Below are 16,639 nucleotides of genomic sequence, written 5' to 3' on the forward strand. Positions count from 1 at the left end.
CGGGAGACTAGGCTCACGTCGGCCTCTGTCCGTTTCGCCCCGAGGGAGAGTTCGTGACCAGCCCCGCCGAGCCCGCGTCGCACGACGCGTCGCAGGCCCGCCAGATCACCGCACCCCTGCGCGAACTCGCCGCGCTCGTCCTGCTCGGCGCGAACGCCGTGCTGCTCTTCGTCGGGTTCGTCCGGCTGCTCGTGCCGACATCGGACTACAGCACCTTCTCGGGGCGGGCGGGCAGCGAGTTCTTCGCCTTCGTCGGCGTCGAGTCGACGGTGCTGCCGCTGCTGGCCGTGCTGCTGGTCACCCACCTCGCACCGGTGTCCGGCCGGGCCCGGCAGTTCACCCAGATCGCCATCGGCGAGTACGCCTTCGCCGCCCTGTTCGGCGTGTTGACCTTCCTGATCTGGCTGGTCGGCCGGCTGGCCGAGGCGGAGGTGCTGGACGCCCTGCTCGGCATGCTGACCCGGGCCGCCTGGTTCGCGCTGTTCGGGGTGGCCGCCTTCGTGGTCTACCGGATCTGGCGCACCCTTTACCACGTGCCGAAGCCGAAGCCGCAGCCCGGCGTCTACGGGCAGCCCCAGCCCGGCTGGCCGCAGCAGCAGGGCGGCTACCCGGGTGCCGGCTACCCGGGTCAGCCCGGCACCGGGCAGTACGGCCAGCCCGGCTTCGCCCCGCCGCCGCAGTCGGCCCCGCCGTTCGGCACCCCGCAGTCGGCTCCGCCGTTCGGCGCTCCCCAGTCGGCCCCGCCGGCCGGTGCCGCTCCCCAGTCGGCCCCGCCGTTCGGTACCCCGCAGTCGGCTCCGCCGTTCGGTGCGCCGCAGTCCGCCCCGCCGTTCGGTGCCCCGCCGGCCGGGCCGCCGTTCGGGCAGCCCCCGTCGGCCGACCCGACCCAGGCGATCCCCCGGCAGCCGGGCGAGCCGACCACCGGCACGGCCGACGCCGACGGTGACCGCACGCAGCACTTCCGCCGCGACGACCCGAACGCCCCGCACTGAGCCGCCCGGTCGGGTCGGCGCGCCGCGGCGCGCGTGCCGACCCGGCCGGCGCAGCGCCGGGGAGATGTCACACCCGGCTCGCGTGCCTGCCGGATCGCCGCCGGAAGCGCCTAGGCTGGGCGGATGGTTGACCGCACCGATTCCGGCCCGACCCCGGCGGCGGTACGTCGGGCGCTGCGCCGGGCCGCCACCGGGCGGGCGCTCGACGTCGACGAGGCCGCCGCGCTGCTGACCGCCCGGGGCCCCGAACTGGACGAACTGCTCCGGATCGCCGGGGAGGTCCGGGACGCCGGGCTGCGCGACGCCGGCCGGCCGGGCGTGGTGACGTACTCGAAGAAGGTCTTCATCCCGTTGACCCGGCTGTGCCGGGACCGGTGCCACTACTGCACCTTCGCCACGGTGCCGCACCGGCTGCCGGCGGCCTTCCTGGAGACCGACGAGGTGCTGGCGATCGCCCGGCAGGGCGCGGCGCTGGGCTGCAAGGAGGCCCTGTTCACCCTCGGTGACCGGCCGGAGGAACGTTGGCCGGCGGCCCGCGCCTGGCTGGACGAGCGGGGCTACGACTCCACCGTGGACTACCTGCGCGCCTGCGCGGTGGCGGTGCTGGAGGAGACCGGCCTGCTGCCGCACCTCAACCCGGGGGTGCTCTCCTGGTCGGAGCTGCAACGGCTCAAGCCGGTCGCGCCGAGCATGGGGATGATGCTGGAGACCACGGCGACCCGGCTCTGGTCGGAGCCGGGCGGCCCGCACTTCGGCTCGCCCGACAAGGAGCCGGCGGTGCGGCTGCGGGTGCTCGACGACGCCGGCCGGGTGGGGGTGCCGTTCACCACGGGCATCCTGATCGGCATCGGCGAGACCCCCGCCGAGCGGGTCGACGCGCTGTTCGCGATCCGCCGGGCGCACCGGGAGTACGGCCACCTCCAGGAGGTGATCGTGCAGAACTTCCGGGCCAAGCCGGACACGGCGATGGGCGGCCTGCCCGACGCCGAGCTGCACGACTTGGCGGCCACCGTGGCGGTGGCCCGGCTGCTGCTCGGCCCGAAGGCCCGGCTCCAGGCCCCGCCCAACCTGATCGAGGACGAGTACGACCTGCTGCTGCGGGCCGGCATCGACGACTGGGGCGGCGTCTCCCCGCTCACCCCGGACCACGTCAACCCGGAGCGGCCCTGGCCGCAGCTCGACGAGCTGGCCCGGCAGACCGAGAAGTCCGGCTTCACGCTGCGCGAGCGGCTGACCATCTACCCGGAGTACGTCCGGGCGGGCGACCCGTGGCTCGACCCCCGGCTGTCGCCGCACGTCGGCGCGCTCGCCGACCCGGCGACCGGGCTGGCCGTCGAGGTGGCCCGGCCGGTGGGCCGCCCGTGGCAGGAGCCGGAGGAGGTGTTCGGCGGCGGCCGGGTCGATCTGCACGCCACCATCGACACCGCCGGCCGCACCGACGACCGGCGGGGCGACTTCGACAGCGTCTACGGCGACTGGGCGGAGGTCGCCGGCAAGGTGAGCCCGGCGGCGTCGGGCGGACCGGTGCCGGGTGCCGACGGCGACCTGCGGGCGGGGCTGCGGCTGGCGGCCGACGATCCGGCGGCGCTGCTGGAGCCCCGGCACGCCGACGCGGCGCTGGCCCTGTTCGGCGCGGACGGTCCGGCCCTGGACGAGCTGTGCCGGCTCGCCGACGACGTGCGCCGGGACACCGTCGGCGACGACGTCACCTACGTGGTCAACCGCAACATCAACTTCAGCAACGTCTGCTATGTGGGCTGCCGGTTCTGCGCGTTCGCCCAGCGGGAGCGGGACGCCGACGCGTTCCGGCTGTCGGTGGAGCAGGTGGCCGACCGGGCCGAGGAGGCGTGGGCGGCCGGTGCCGGCGAGGTCTGCCTTCAGGGCGGCATCGACCCGAAGCTGCCGGTGACCGGGTACGCCGACATCGTCCGGGCGATCAAGGCCCGGGTGCCCGGGATGCACGTGCACGCGTTCTCGCCGATGGAGATCGTCACCGCCGCCGCCAAGGCCGGCGTGCCGGTGCGGGAGTGGCTGTCGATGCTGCGCGAGGCCGGCCTGGACACCATTCCGGGCACCGCCGCCGAGATCCTCGACGACGACGTGCGCTGGGTGCTCACCAAGGGCAAACTGCCGGCCGCCGCCTGGGTCGAGGTGGTCTCCACCGCCCACGAGCTGGGCATCCGCTCCAGCTCCACGATGATGTACGGCCACGTCGACCACCCCGGGCAGTGGCTGGCGCACTTCCGGGTGCTGGCCGGCGTGCAGGACCGTACCGGCGGGTTCACCGAGTTCGTGGCGCTGCCGTTCGTGCACACCAACGCGCCTATCTACCTGGCCGGCATCGCCCGGCCCGGCCCGACCTGGCGGGAGAACCGGGTGGTGCACGCGATGTCCCGGCTGCTGCTGCACGGCCGGATCGACAACATCCAGTGCTCCTGGGTGAAGCTCGGCGACGAGGGCACCGTGGCGATGTTGCGGGGCGGCTGCAACGACCTGGGCGGCACCCTGATGGAGGAGACCATCTCCCGGATGGCGGGTTCGGGCAACGGATCGGCGCGTACCGAGGAGCAGTTGCGGGCGATCGCCGCCGCCGCCGGACGGCCGGCGCGCAAACGGACGACCGCGTACGGTCATCCGTCACGATGACATCGAACCTTTCGCGCGTGCGGGCCGTACCAGTGTTCGCCGGCGGCGGTTGAGGCGAGGGCCGCCGCCGGCAACCTCGCGCTCCACACCGCGCGCGCTCACGCGCCGCCGGAGGAAAGGTTCCCCATGACGAGTGAAGTGCGGAAGCGTTCCTGGCCGCGACTGACCCGCCGGCAGACACTGACCGCCGCGGCGAGCGCCACGCTGGGTGCGGCGGCCCTGACGGTCACCGGTGTGTCGGTGGCGCAGAACTCCCCGGCGGCGGCCGGCGCGGACGGCCCGATCGTGGTCCACCTGCGGGACGCCAGGTCCGGGACGATGGACGTCTTCGTCGGTTCGTCCCGGATCGAGGTACGCGACCGGGGGCTGGCCGACCGGCTGCGCCGCGCCGCCGGGCGCGGCTGACCTGTCCGTCGGGCTGGGCTGACCTGTCCGTCGTCCGGGCGGGCCGCCCCGACCGCTGTCAGCGGGTGGCCTGACCCGCCCGCTTCCGTCGCGCGGCGTCGACCGGCCGCGTTCCTTCCCCTCCACCGCCAGGCGCAGGTTCCGCGCCCGGTCCGTCATGCCCTGATTCCTCATGATCCCGCAAAGGTTGGTCCGCCATGTCGTCCCACCGCGAAGCACCGGAAATAAGCAAGGACCCGGTCGCCGACAGTTCCGACCTCTACGCCTTCGTCAGCCCCGACCGGCCCGACTCGGTGACGTTGATCGCCAACTACGTGCCGTTGCAGCTCCCCTCGGGCGGCCCGAACTTCTTCGAGTTCGGCGACGACGTGCGGTACGAGATCCATATCGACAACGACGGTGACGGCCATCCCGACGTGACCTACCGGTTCGAATTCCGTACCGAGATCACGAACCAGAACAGTTTTCTCTACAACACCGGCCCGATCGACTCGCTGGACAGCAAGAACTGGAACCGGCGGCAGTTCTACAAGCTGACCCGGGTCACCGACGGCAAGGAGCACGTGCTCGCGCACAAGCTGCCCTGCCCGCCGTGCAACGTCGGGCCGCTGTCCATCCCCAAGTACAACGACCTGGTCCGGCAGGCGACGTTCAAGCTGTCGACGGGGGAGAAGGTGTTCGCCGGGCAGCGTGCGGACGGCTTCTTCGTCGACCTGGGCGCGATCTTCGACCTGGGCACGCTGCGGCCGTTCCAGCAGTTGCACGTGGCCGGCAAGAAGCTGTTCAAGGCCGAGGGTGAGCCGGTCAACGCGGTGGACCGGATGAACGTGCACAGCATCGCGGTGCAGGTGCCGCTGAGCAAGGTGCGCCGCCGGGCCAACCGGTACGGCGTGGGTGACCGGGCCTCGACGATCGGGGTGTGGACGACCGCCTCCCGGCAGCAGGTGAGGGTGCTCGGCGACAAGGTCGCGGCGGACGCGGCGGTCGGCCCGTGGACCCAGGTGTCCCGGCTGGGCAATCCGCTGTTCAACGAGGTCATCGTGCCGATGTCCAAGAAGGACCTGTGGAACACGTTGCCCCCGACCGAGGACAAACGGTTCGCCCGGTTCGTCGAGCAGCCGGAGCTGGCGGCGCTGCTGCCGGTGCTCTACCCGGGGGTGTTCCCCAACCTGGACGCGTTGAACAAGTCCAAGAAGCCCCGGGCCGACCTGCTCGCCATCCTGTTGACCGGCATCCCGTCCGGGCTGATCGACGGCTTCACCAACCTCACCGGGGACGTGCAGGCCGACATGCTGCGGTTGAACACCGCGATCAGGCCGAGCAGCAAGCCGAACCAGTTCGGTCTGCTCGGTGGGGACCTGGCCGGGTTCCCCAACGGCCGCCGGGTCGTCGACGACGTGGTGAGCATCGCGCTGCGGGCGGTGGCCGGGGTGACCGTGCCGCTGGTGGACAAGAAGTTCAAGCCGGACGCGGCGGCCGGCGCGGTGACCCCCGGGTTGAGCGCCGCCGACGTGACCGCGCCGTTCCTGCGGGACTTCCCCTTCCTCGGTACGCCGTACGACGGGTTCAACAACCCGCCCGCGGCGAACTCCTGAGCGGACGGAGCGCGGCGTGAACGGACACCACCACCATCACCACCAGTACGGGCCGACGGAGAGTGGCACGGTGATGCTCGACGTCGGCGGGGAGATGGGTGCCCTGATCATCTACACCGGACGTGACCTGCACGGTCGGGAGATCGAGATCAGCCGGGTCGACCAGGACGGCGCGGTGCGGACGCACTCCGCCGTCCGGGAGCGGATCGTCCGGGACGGGGTGTTCCACAGTGCCGTCTACCCGGATCTGACGGCGGGTCTCTATACCGTCTGGTGGGATGAGGAGACACCCGCCGGAACGATCTCCGTCAACGGTGGGGCGATCGCCGAATTCGTCTGGCCGAGCAGCCCACCCCGGTCGACCTGAGCGCCGTTGCAGGCGTCCCGACCCGAGCGCCCCGTCCACGATGTGGACGGGGCGCTGTCGTCATTTACGGGTGAACGGGCGGTCCGGGGCCAACCGCGTTAACCTGTCCCCCACCATGCTCATGATCTTGGCGAGACGGTCGGACGGAGCGTCCGGCGGCGTTCCCGGGTGTCGTCCGGGGCGGCGACGCCACGGCAGAAATCTGGGGCAACTCGCCGGAGAGGGCGTTACTCGCCCGGGGTCTGAATCGATAGGGCAGGTTGCGAGGGCCGGGTGGTCCGGTGACCGTCCGGCGACGTGTCGGGAGGGCGACTCCATTATCAAGTTCGGCTTGACGGCGCACGCATTACACGCGTGTAATTTCGATGGGGTTGTTCGCGCGGAACGCAACAAATAGGGACCGGACGGACAAGCACGCCTTTCGCGTGGGGGGTTGCAGCGGCGGTGACGTCGGTGCGCGACAAGGAGGCATCTGATGGACGGCCAGCTTGAGGTGGCCGACCTGCTCGGAAACGCGCCGGAGTGGCAGGAGCGGGCACTGTGCTCGCAGACCGACCCGGAAGCGTTCTTCCCCGAGAAGGGCGGCTCGACCCGCGAGGCGAAGCGGATCTGTTCGCGGTGCGAGGTCAAGACGGAATGCCTCGAATACGCTCTCGGGCACGACGAGCGGTTCGGGATCTGGGGTGGGCTCTCCGAGCGGGAGCGGCGCAAGCTCAAGCGGCGGGCCGCCTGAGCCGACGGGTCGGGCCGGGGCGGTGGGGGCCGCCCGGCTCACGCCCGACGGGGTCGCGGGGGGTGACCGACGTCGGGCCGGTGGCCGGTCACCGGAAGTGCCGGCCGCGTCCACGGGGGAGCTACCGGTCGGCGGACCGGGGCACGGTCGGCCCGGCGGTCAGGCCAGTTCGTCCGGGTCGACCCCGAGCAGGTTCGCCACCTGCTCGATGATCACGTCATGCACCAGGTCGGCCAGGTCCTCGCGGTCCATCGCGCGGAACTCCAGCGGCCGGCGGTAGAGCACGATCCGGGGCGGCACCTCCTGCCGACCGGGCCGGCCGGGCAGCAGCCGGGCCAGCGGCACCTCGCCGTCCTCCAGCACGTCGGAGTCGTAGACGTTGAGGTCCGGGGGGACGTCCTCGACGGCGAACTCGACGCCGGCCAGTTCCGTGGCGAACCGGCGCTCCAGCGTCTCCACCGTGTCCAGCACCAGGTCGTCGAAGATCTCGGCCTTGGTCCGGGCCAGCGGCACGGTCGCCGGCACCAGCCGCCCGCGCAGGCCACGCCCGTGGCGGTCGCGGTGGTTGCGCCGGCCGGAGCCGGGGCGGCGGTGTTCCGGGCTCGTCATGAGCCAAAGGGTAGCCCTCGGCGCGCCCCGGCCCGTGGCGGCGCGCGTCGACGGGCGCGGCGGGAGCACCAGGTGCGAATTGTGATCACGGTGCCGGGCGTGTCGCAAAGCGAACCGGTGCGCCGGACCCGGTAATGGGGATACCCTGCCGCACGTGAGGTCACCACGGCGCTGCTCCCGTAACGGCTGCCCCCGGCAAGCGGTCGCCACATTGACCTATGTCTACAACGAGTCGACGGCGGTGGTGGGTCCGCTGGCGGCGTTCGCCGAGCCGCACACGTACGACCTGTGTGAGCAGCACGCGCGGAGCCTGACCGCCCCCCGGGGCTGGGACGTCGTCCGGCACGAGGGCGAGTTCGAACCGCCGCCGCCCACCACCGACGACCTGGTCGCCCTGGCCGAAGCCGTCCGCGAGGCGGCCCGCCCGGTCGCCCCCCGCCCACCCCAGGACGACCACGACCCCCACCACCCCCACCCCCACCCCCAGACCCCTCCCACCGGCCGCCGGGGCCACCTCCGCGTAATCCCCCCCAACCACTGACCCCGGCTCCCTCCCTCCCTTCCCTCCCTCCCGCCGCCTCCCCGCCTCCCGCCCGGGTCTCCCCGGTGATCAAGAGGTTCGCGTCAGTCTGAAGATCGACCATGACGCGAACCTCTTGATCACCGGGCGTCAGCGGTGGGTGAGCGGCGGGTGGGGAGGGAGGCGGGGCGGGGTCAGTGGCCCAGGAGGGGGGAGAGGGCGGTGGCGCGGCGGGCCGGGCGGCCGGTGCGGCGTTCCACCTCGTCGGCCGAGGACATCACCCGGAGGCCGGCGTTGATCGCCAGCCAGCGCAGCGGTTCCGGCTCCCAGCGGGGGGAGCGGTGGCCCACCCACGGCAACGCCGTCAGCTCCGACTCCACGCCCCGGACCAGGTCGGCGAGGGTACGGCCGGCCAGGTTGCTCGTCCCCACCCCGTCGCCGACGTAGCCGCCGGCCCAGGCCAGCCCGGTCGACCGGTCCAGCCCGACCGAGGCCGACCAGTCCCGGGCCACCCCGAGCGGGCCGCCCCAGGCACTCTCGACCGGCACGTCCGGCCCGAGCACCGGGAAGAGTTCCCCCAGCGTCCGACGCAGCGCGGCGAAGACCCGGGGCTCCCGGTCGTAGCCGGGGGAGACCCGGGAGCCGAAATGGTACGGGGCACCCCGCCCGCCGAAGGCGAGCCGCCCGTCGGCCGTGCGCTGGCCGTACACGATGAGGTGCCGGTAGTCGGAGAAGGTCTCCCGGCCGGCGAGCCCGATCCGCTCCCACGTGCGCTCGGGCAGCGGCGCGGTCACCACCATCAGCGAGTACACCGGGGCGACGGTGCGGCGGTGGCCGGGCAGCGCCGGGGTGTACGCCTCGGTGGCCCGCACGACCACCTCCGCCCGTACCGTGCCGTGCGGGGTGACCACCGCGCCGGGCCGGATCGCGGTCACCGGGGACCGCTCGTGCAGCCGCACCCCGAGCCGGCACACCACGCGGGCCAGCCCCCGGACCAGTTTCGCCGGGTGCACGGCGGCGCAGTGCGGGGTGTACGTGCCGCCGCGTACCCCCTCGGCGGCGCACCGGGCGGCGGCCCCGGCGGCGTCGAGCAGCACCAGGTCGTCGGGGTCGAGCCCGTGCTCCCGGGCCTCGGCGACCGCCGCACGGGCCCGGCCGAGCTGCACGTCGGTGCGGGCCAGCAGCACCGTCCCGCCGTGCCGCCAGTCGCAGTCGATCCCCTCGGCGGCGGCCACCCGACCGACCTCGGCGACGGTGTCCCGCATGGCCCGCTGCATCGCCAGCGCCGACGCCGGGCCGTGCCGACGGGCCAGCGCCGGCAGCGCGGTCGGGAACAGCGCCGAGCACCAGCCGCCGTTGCGCCCGGACGCGCCGTAGCCGGCCACCTCGGCCTCCAGCACGACGATCCGCAGCGTCGGATCGGCGCGGGCGAGGTAGTACGCCGTCCACAGCCCGGTGTAGCCGGCGCCGACGACCACCACGTCGGCGTCGGTGTCGCCGGGCAACGCCGGCCGTGGGGTCAACGGCTCGTCCACGGTGGACAGCCAGTGGGACAGTTCCTGGTAGCGCATGTGCGGCTCCGGGGGAGAGCGCCCGTGGTCTACAGGCGGGACCACGCCTCGGTGAGGACGGCGCGCAGGATCTGCTCCATCTCGTCGAACTGCTCCTGCCCGGCGATCAGCGGCGGGGCGAGCTGGACCACCGGGTCACCCCGGTCGTCGGCCCGGCAGTAGAGCCCGGCCGCGAACAGCGCCGAGGACAGGAAGCCGCGCAGCAGGCGCTCCGACTCGGCCTCGTCGAAGGTGGCCTTCGTCGTCTTGTCCTTGACCAGCTCGATGCCGTAGAAGTAGCCGTCGCCCCGGACGTCGCCGACGATCGGCAGGTCGGTGAGCTTCTCCAGGGTGGCCCGGAAGGCACCCTCGTTGGCCCGGACGTGGCCGACCAGGTCCTCCCGGGCGAACACCTCCAGGTTGGCCAGGGCCACCGCGCAGGACACCGGGTGGCCGCCGAAGGTCACCCCGTGGGCGAACATGCCGGTCTCGGTGAGGAACGGTTCCATCAGCCGGTCGCTGGCGATCATCGCGCCCAGCGGGGCGTAGCCGGAGGTGATGCCCTTGGCGGTGGTGACGATGTCGGGCTGGTAGCCGTACCGGGCGGCACCGAAGTACTCGCCGAGCCGCCCCCAGGCGCAGATCACCTCGTCGGAGACGAGCAGCACGTCGTACGCGTCGCAGATCTCGCGTACCCGCTGGAAGTAGCCGGGCGGCGGCGGGAAGCAGCCGCCGGAGTTCTGCAACGGCTCCAGGAACACCGCCGCCACGGTGTCCGGCCCCTCCCGTTCGATGGCCCGGCGGATCTCGTCGGCGGCCCAGGCCCCGAACGCCTCGGGCGAGTCGCCGTGCTCGGGGGCCCGGTAGAAGTTGGTGTTCGGCACCTTGATCCCGCCGGGCACCAACGGCTCGAAGTCGGTCTTGATGCCGGGCAGGCCGGTGATCGACAGCGCGCCCATCGAGGTGCCGTGGTAGGCGAGGTAGCGGCTGACCACCTTGTGCTTGGTCGGCCTGCCGGTGCGCTTGAAGTAGGCGCGGGCCAGCTTCCACGCCGCCTCGACGGCCTCCGAGCCGCCCGTGGTGAAGAAGACCCGGTTGAGGTCGCCGGGCGTCAGCGAGGCGATCTTCTCGGCCAGCTCGACGGCCTTCGGGTGGGCGTACGACCACAGCGGGAAGTACGCCAGCTCGCCGGCCTGCTTCGCGGCGGCCTCGGCCAGCTCGGTGCGCCCGTGCCCGGCGTTGACGACGAACAGCCCGGCGAGCCCGTCCAGGTAGCGGCGGCCCTGCGCGTCCCAGACGTACGCGCCCTCGCCGCGCACGATGGTCGGCACCTCCCCGGCGGCGTAGCTGGCCATCCGGGTGAAGTGCATCCAGAGGTGGTCGGTGGCGTCGGCAGCCATTGTCAGCCCCATCGGGTCTCGGGCCGGTCAGGAGGGGGATCCGGCCGCTCTGCCCTCGGTTATCCCACAGCCCGACCGCGAAATGCAAGTCCACTTCGCCTTCGAGACGACGGATTCAGCGTGACTCCGGGTAGTTGGCAACGGAATCCGCACACCCTCTGCGACGGTGCGACCGACTCGACCTCCGCCGGCTCCATGATCGACTCAACATCGGCCAAGGTGCGGTATCCGGATCACGGGACACCGCAACCTCGGCCCACAGGAGTGGATCAAGCGATCCTGCGGGCCGCGCATGGGCGTCCGGGGTGCGGGATGCCGCTACTTCGGCATCCCGGAGTGGTTGAGGTGGGAGGGGTGGACCGGGGTGGGGCACTTCCGGTGCACTTCCGGTGCACCTCGGGGGCTTTCGGAGAGGTCCCGGGCCAACACGCCGATGCCGGGCGGACATCGACACGCACTGTCGCTAGGGTGCGCCGGAGCGTGTCGATCGGGCGGGAGGAACTGCCGGTGAACGAGGTGCTTCGCGTGGCGATGGCCGAGCGCGGGGAGACGGTGGAATCCCTCGCGCACCGGGTCGGTGTCGATCCGAAGACGGCCGGCCGGTGGCTCAGCGCCGGGCGGGTGCCGCATCCGCGTACCCGGGTCGCGGTGGCCGGCATCCTCGGTCGGGAACCCGCCGAACTCTGGCCCGAGCCCTACCGCCGCCGCGACCTGCCCTGGTTCCGCCCGTGGGCGGAACTGGAACAGGACGCCACGTCGATCCGCTCGTACCAGTCATTGCTCGTGCCGGGCCTGCTCCAGACCGAGGAGTACGCCCGAGCGGTGTTGGGGACCGGCGGCCTGCTCCCGCCTGACGAGGTTGCGCAACTGGTGGGCGGGCGGTTGGAGCGACAAGTCCTGCTCGACCGTGACCCTCCGGCCCAGTTGGTCTTCGTGATCGACGAGGCGGTGCTCCACCGAGTGGTCGGCGATCGCGTGACCATGGCCGGACAGGTGGCCCACTTGGCGGCCGTCGCCGGGCGGGAGCACGTGCAGGTGCGGGTAATTCCGCTCGGTGGACCCTGGCACACCGGTCTGGCCGGGCCGTTCATGCTGGCTCGGCTGCCCGACGGCAGTGAGCTGGCCTATCTGGACAACCAGCTCCGTGGCGAGATGGTGACCGAGAGCGCCGACATTGCTAGCCTGGGCAGGAGGTGGGAGAGCGTGGCCGGCGAGGCGCTGCCCGCTCGTCGATCGAATGAGCTGATCCGGGAAGCGGTGGAGAGATGGACGTGATCGAGCCCCGCTGGCGGACCGCGAGCCGCAGCAGCAACAACGGCGGTGACTGTGTCGAGGTGGCGGACAATCTGCCGGGTCGGGTGCTGGTGCGGGACAGCAAGGACCGGGCTGGCGGCACGCTGAGCTTCGCCCCCGAGATCTGGCGCGCCTTCGTCGCCGCTCAGAAATGAGTGCCGCTGCCGTGGACGTGATTGAGCCCCGCTGGCGTACGGCAACTCGGAGCAGCAGCAACGGCGGTGACTGTGTCGAGGTGGCGGACAATCTGCCGGGTCGGGTGCTGGTGCGGGACAGCAAGGACCGGGCCGGCGGCACGCTGAGCTTCGCCCCTGACGCCTGGCGCGCCTTCGTCGCCGCGACCGCCCGCTGAACGCTCTTCACCCCGGCCGGCTCCGTACGCCGCCCCGCTGAGCGGGCCACCTTCCGTCCGACGAGGCCGCATGATCGACTCAATGTCGGCCAGATAGCGGTGTCCGGGCGCGCGGATACCGCTACCTCGGCCCACGGGAGTGGATCACGGTGGGCGGGCTCAGGCCGTACCCCAGGTGTAGGTCTGTTTGCGGAGCTTGAGGTAGACGAACGCCTCGGTGGCGAGCACCCCGGGCACCGAGCGCAGTCGTTGCAGGATCTCCAGCAGGTGGGCGTCGTTGCGGCAGACCACCTCGGCGAGCAGGTCGAACGAGCCGGCGGTGATCACCACGTAGTCGATCTCGTCGAACCCGGCCAGCCGGTCGGCGACGGCCTCCAGGTCGCCGTCGGTACGCAGGCCGATCATGGCCTGGCGGGGGAAGCCGAGTTGGAGCGGATCGGTCACCGCGACGATCTGCATCACCCCGGCGTCGAGTAGCCGCTGCACCCGCTGGCGGACCGCCGCCTCGGAGAGCCCGACCGCCTTGCCGATCGTCGCGTACGGCCGGCGGCCGTCCTCCTGCAACTGCTCGATGATCTGCTTCGCCACGTCGTCCAACAGCGCGTGGCTGGCCCCCTCACGCACCGCGACGCGTCGCCCGCCGGTGCCGTGCTCCTGCTGCCGGACCGTCATCGTTCGCTCCCCATGTCCGTTTCCCCCGGTCGAGCTTAGTGCCGCCCGCGCAGTCTGGCGTAATTCGTCGTCACAGCCTATTCCAGCAACGGAATCCCTTGTGGGGGCGGTGACCTCATGCCAGGATCAGTCGTCTCAGGCACCCGACCCTCCCGCCGGCGCCGCACCCCCGTCCCCGCCGCCGACGGACGACCCCCTAGGAGTCGTCACATGCGTACTCCCCTCCGGCCCCTCACCCGGCGTGGACTGCTCACCGGCACCCTCGGATCGGCCGCCCTGCTCGCCACGGGCGGCAGCCTCACCGGTTGCGGCACCAAGGCGGCGACCCAGACCGAAGCCGGCTGCACGAGCGACGACCTGTCGGCCACGGAGAAGACCCTCGCCTTCTCCAACTGGCCGCAGTACATGGACGTGGACGACAAGGACGCCGCGAAGCGCCCCAGCCTCGACGCGTTCGTCGCCGCCAGCGGCATCAAGGTGACCTACACCGAGGACATCAACGACAACAACGAGTTCTTCGGCAAGGTGCAGAACCAGTTGGCCGGCTGTCAGAGCACCGGGCGGGACATCATCGTCCTGACCGACTGGATGGCCGCCCGGATGATCCGGCTCGGCTGGATCCAGAAACTCGACCCGGCCAAGCTGCCGAACGTGGCGGCCAACCTGCTGCCGTCGCTGCGTGGGCGCTCCTTCGACCAGGAGAACCGGGTCGCCATCCCGTGGCAGTCCGGCCTCGCCGGGCTGGCCTACAACGGCAGCGTCACCGGGGAGATCCGCACCGTCAACGAGCTGCTCACCCGCTCCGACCTCAAGGGCAAGGTGACCGCCCTGTCGGAGATGCGGGACACCATGGGCCTGCTGCTCCAGTCCAACGGGCACGACCCGTCGAACTTCACCGCCGCCCAGTTCGACGACGCCCTGGTCAAGCTGCGTAAGGCCGTCGAGTCGAAGCACATCCGCCGGTTCACCGGCAACGACTACGCCCCCGACCTGGCCAAGGGCGACATCGCCGCGTGCGTCGGCTGGTCCGGCGACGTTATCCAGTTGGCGGGCGACAACCCCAAGATCAGGTTCGTCGCGCCGGACTCGGGGGTGATGCTGTTCAGCGACAACATGCTGGTGCCCAACAAGGCCACCCACCGGGGCAACGCCGAAGCGCTGATCGACTACTACTACCAGCCGGCGGTGGCGGCAAAGCTCGCCGCGTACGTCAACTACATCTGCCCGGTCAAGGGCGCCCAGGCCGAGATGGAGAAGATCGACCCGGAGCTGGCCGCCAACCCGCTGATCTTCCCGGACGACGCCCTGCTGGCGAAGTCCAAGGTCTTCATGGCGCTGGACGAGAAACAGGAAAAGGAGTACGAGTCCAGGTTCCAGCAGGTCATCGGGGCGTGAGCGGGATGGCGAACGAAGCCCCCGCCGGCGACCTGCGACTGGTCGACCTGACCAAACGGTTCGGCATCTTCACCGCCGTCGACGACCTCACCCTGACCGTCCCGCAGGGCTCCTTCTTCGCCCTGCTCGGGGCGTCCGGCTGCGGCAAGACGACCACCCTGCGGATGATCGCCGGGCTGGAGGAGCCGACCAGCGGGCAGGTGCTGCTCGGCGACCGGGACATCAGCCGACTGCGACCGTACAAGCGGCCGGTCAACACGGTGTTCCAGAGCTACGCCCTCTTCCCGCACCTGGACATCGCCGAGAACGTGGCCTTCGGGCTGCGACGGAGGGGCATCCGCAAGGTCGACGGCCAGGTCCGGCAGATGCTGTCGCTGGTCCAGCTCGACGGGTTCGGCAGGCGTCGCCCCGCGCAGCTCTCCGGCGGCCAGCAACAACGGGTCGCGCTGGCCCGCGCCCTGATCAACCACCCGCAGGTGCTGCTGCTCGACGAGCCGCTCGGCGCGCTCGACCTGAAGCTGCGCCGGCAGATGCAGATCGAGCTGAAACGCATCCAGACCGAGGTCGGCATCACCTTCGTACACGTCACCCACGACCAGGAGGAGGCCATGACGATGGCCGACACGGTCGCGGTGATGAACGCCGGGCGGATCGAGCAGCTCGGCGCGCCCGCCGAACTCTACGAGTACCCGGCGACCGCGTTCGTGGCGAACTTCCTCGGCCAGTCCAACCTGCTCGCCGCCGAGGCCGCCGGCCCGGCCGGGCCCGAGGTGCCGGTCACCGCGCACGGCGCGCGCTTCTCGGTGCCCGTCGACCGCGCCCGCGTCGACCGGGGCCCGGTCTACCTGGGGGTACGCCCCGAGAAGCTGCACCTGGCCGAGGCCGCCGACGAGGTGCCGGCCGGCCACCAGCACGTGCCTGGGGTGATCACCGACGCGTCGTACGTGGGGGTGAGCACGCAGTACCTGGTGCGCACCGGGTGGGGCAGTGAACTGTCCGCGTTCGCGGCGAACAGCGGCGTCGGCCGGCAGCACCCGGTCGGCACGTCCGTGGTGGCGCACTGGGACCCCCGGCACGCCTTCCTGCTGCCCCGCGAGCCGGGCCAGGACGACCGCACCACCCCGCTGCTCGACGAGCCGGTCAAGGTGCCGTCGTGACCGCCCTGGCGCAGTTGGGCAGCGGGACACCGGCGACCGGATCACCCCCACCGGCCCGACCGGGCCGGCACCGGCTGCTGCCGTACCTGCTGCTGTTGCCGGGGGCGGCCTGGCTGGTGCTGTTCTTCGTCGTGCCGCTGGCGCAGCTCGCCGCCGCCAGCCTTTACGACCCGACCGGTTCGCTGTCCACCGGGTACGTGCTGACCTGGGCGTTCGGCAACTACCCGGAGGCGTTGCAGGCGTACGCACCGCAGTTCGCCAGGTCGTTCGGCTACGCCGGGGCGGCGCTGGTGCTGGCCCTGCTGCTGGGCTACCCGCTGGCGTACGCGATCGCGCAGAAAGCCGGCCGGTGGAAGAACCTGCTGCTGGTCTGCGTGGTCGCCCCGATGTTCACCAGTTTCCTGGTGCGCACCCTGGCCTGGAAGACCATCCTGTCGGACAACGGCGTGCTGGTCGGGTTGCTGCGGGACGTCCACCTGCTCGGCCCGGACGGGCGGCTGCTCGCCACCCCCGTCGCCGTGGTGCTCGGGTTGACGTACAACTTCCTGCCGTTCCTGGTGCTGCCGTTGTACGCGAGCCTGGAGCGGCTCGACCACCGGCTGCTGGAGGCGGCCGGCGACCTGTACGCGGGCCCGCTGCACGCCTTCCGCACGGTCACCCTGCCGCTGTCGATGCCCGGCCTGATCGCCGGCACGCTGCTGTTCTTCATCCCGGCCACCGGCGACTACATCAACGCCGAACTCCTCGGCACCCCCAACGAGTACATGATCGGCAACGTCATCGACTCGGCGTTCCTGGTCCGGCTGGACTACCCGCAGGGGGCCGCCCTGTCCTTCCTGCTGATGGCGGCGATCCTCGCGGTGGTCTTCGTCTACCTGCGCCGCGCCGGCACGGAGGATGTCCTGTGAGCGCGAGGAGTGCAGCGCAGCGGAGCCCCGCAGTCGCGAACGAAG

17 protein-coding genes are annotated in these 16,639 nt (G+C 71.9%); 13 read left to right on the forward strand and 4 right to left on the reverse strand.

What is annotated here, in order from left to right; translation table 11 throughout:
• Positions 1-53 precede the first annotated feature (53 nt).
• The 6 genes from B5D80_RS06825 (at position 54) to B5D80_RS06850 (ending at position 6,738) form a co-directional block, all read left to right on the forward strand.
• A complete protein-coding gene (locus B5D80_RS06825; RefSeq protein ID WP_088642931.1) occupies positions 54-992 on the forward strand; it encodes a hypothetical protein in 939 nt (312 codons plus the stop codon).
• Between the two features lie 123 nt (positions 993-1,115).
• Positions 1,116-3,638, forward strand: coding sequence for a bifunctional FO biosynthesis protein CofGH (locus B5D80_RS06830; RefSeq protein WP_088642932.1), 2,523 nt, complete (start codon positions 1,116-1,118; stop codon positions 3,636-3,638).
• A 126-nt stretch (positions 3,639-3,764) separates the two neighbouring features.
• Entirely contained in the window at positions 3,765-4,043 is a 279-nt protein-coding gene (locus tag B5D80_RS06835; protein ID WP_088642933.1) for a hypothetical protein, read from the forward strand.
• 197 nt (positions 4,044-4,240) lie between these two features.
• Positions 4,241-5,638 carry a DUF4331 domain-containing protein gene (locus B5D80_RS06840; protein ID WP_088642934.1) on the forward strand — a complete coding sequence of 466 codons (1,398 nt, stop codon included), beginning with the start codon at positions 4,241-4,243 and terminating at the stop codon, positions 5,636-5,638.
• 73 nt (positions 5,639-5,711) lie between these two features.
• Complete coding sequence (locus tag B5D80_RS06845; protein ID WP_088642993.1) at positions 5,712-6,005, forward strand: phospholipase; 294 nt, start codon at positions 5,712-5,714, stop codon at positions 6,003-6,005.
• A 475-nt stretch (positions 6,006-6,480) separates the two neighbouring features.
• Entirely contained in the window at positions 6,481-6,738 is a 258-nt protein-coding gene (locus B5D80_RS06850; RefSeq protein ID WP_007455784.1) for a WhiB family transcriptional regulator, read from the forward strand.
• 159 nt (positions 6,739-6,897) lie between these two features.
• Here the strand turns inward: B5D80_RS06850 and B5D80_RS06855 are convergent, their stop codons facing one another.
• Positions 6,898-7,347, reverse strand: coding sequence for a metallopeptidase family protein (locus B5D80_RS06855; protein ID WP_088642935.1), 450 nt, complete (start codon positions 7,345-7,347; stop codon positions 6,898-6,900).
• 154 nt (positions 7,348-7,501) lie between these two features.
• Between B5D80_RS06855 and B5D80_RS06860 the strand changes: the two genes are divergently transcribed.
• Positions 7,502-7,888 carry a DUF3499 domain-containing protein gene (locus tag B5D80_RS06860; RefSeq protein ID WP_088642936.1) on the forward strand — a complete coding sequence of 129 codons (387 nt, stop codon included), beginning with the start codon at positions 7,502-7,504 and terminating at the stop codon, positions 7,886-7,888.
• A gap of 173 nt (positions 7,889-8,061) precedes the next feature.
• Here B5D80_RS06860 and B5D80_RS06865 read toward each other — a convergent pair whose 3' ends face one another.
• Together B5D80_RS06865 and B5D80_RS06870 are read right to left on the reverse strand one after the other, a co-directional pair.
• The gene (locus B5D80_RS06865; protein ID WP_088642937.1) at positions 8,062-9,438 is read right to left on the reverse strand and encodes an NAD(P)/FAD-dependent oxidoreductase; all 1,377 of its coding nucleotides are present in this window, start codon (positions 9,436-9,438) and stop codon (positions 8,062-8,064) included.
• A gap of 29 nt (positions 9,439-9,467) precedes the next feature.
• Complete coding sequence (locus tag B5D80_RS06870) at positions 9,468-10,817, reverse strand: aspartate aminotransferase family protein (RefSeq protein WP_088642938.1); 1,350 nt, start codon at positions 10,815-10,817, stop codon at positions 9,468-9,470.
• A gap of 507 nt (positions 10,818-11,324) precedes the next feature.
• Here B5D80_RS06870 and B5D80_RS06875 point away from each other — a divergent pair.
• Genes B5D80_RS06875 through B5D80_RS06885 form a run of 3 tightly spaced genes read left to right on the forward strand, consistent with a single transcriptional unit; the run spans position 11,325 to position 12,462 of the window.
• The gene (locus tag B5D80_RS06875; RefSeq protein ID WP_088642939.1) at positions 11,325-12,092 is read left to right on the forward strand and encodes a helix-turn-helix domain-containing protein; all 768 of its coding nucleotides are present in this window, start codon (positions 11,325-11,327) and stop codon (positions 12,090-12,092) included.
• Positions 12,083-12,265 (forward strand): DUF397 domain-containing protein, encoded by a 183-nt coding sequence (locus B5D80_RS06880; protein ID WP_088642940.1) that lies wholly within the window; start codon positions 12,083-12,085, stop codon positions 12,263-12,265. Before B5D80_RS06875 ends, B5D80_RS06880 begins: the two co-directional genes overlap by 10 nt.
• 11 nt (positions 12,266-12,276) lie before the next feature.
• Positions 12,277-12,462 (forward strand): DUF397 domain-containing protein, encoded by a 186-nt coding sequence (locus B5D80_RS06885; RefSeq protein ID WP_088642941.1) that lies wholly within the window; start codon positions 12,277-12,279, stop codon positions 12,460-12,462.
• A 159-nt stretch (positions 12,463-12,621) separates the two neighbouring features.
• Here B5D80_RS06885 and B5D80_RS06890 read toward each other — a convergent pair whose 3' ends face one another.
• Positions 12,622-13,134 (reverse strand): Lrp/AsnC family transcriptional regulator, encoded by a 513-nt coding sequence (locus tag B5D80_RS06890; RefSeq protein WP_088642942.1) that lies wholly within the window; start codon positions 13,132-13,134, stop codon positions 12,622-12,624.
• Positions 13,135-13,344: 210 nt separating this feature from the next.
• On the opposite strand from B5D80_RS06890, the gene B5D80_RS06895 reads away from it, so the two are divergent.
• From B5D80_RS06895 to B5D80_RS06905, 3 genes are read left to right on the forward strand one after another with little or no spacing between them, the layout of a single operon-like run.
• Positions 13,345-14,529, forward strand: a complete 1,185-nt coding sequence (locus B5D80_RS06895; protein ID WP_088642943.1) for a polyamine ABC transporter substrate-binding protein — start codon at positions 13,345-13,347, stop codon at positions 14,527-14,529.
• Between the two features lie 5 nt (positions 14,530-14,534).
• Positions 14,535-15,686, forward strand: a complete 1,152-nt coding sequence (locus B5D80_RS06900) for an ABC transporter ATP-binding protein (protein WP_088642994.1) — start codon at positions 14,535-14,537, stop codon at positions 15,684-15,686.
• Between the two features lie 5 nt (positions 15,687-15,691).
• Entirely contained in the window at positions 15,692-16,594 is a 903-nt protein-coding gene (locus B5D80_RS06905) for an ABC transporter permease (RefSeq protein WP_425437172.1), read from the forward strand.
• The last annotated feature ends 45 nt before the right edge of the window (positions 16,595-16,639 follow it).

The organism is Micromonospora wenchangensis (genome assembly GCF_002210435.1).
GTDB lineage: Bacteria > Actinomycetota > Actinomycetes > Mycobacteriales > Micromonosporaceae > Micromonospora > Micromonospora wenchangensis.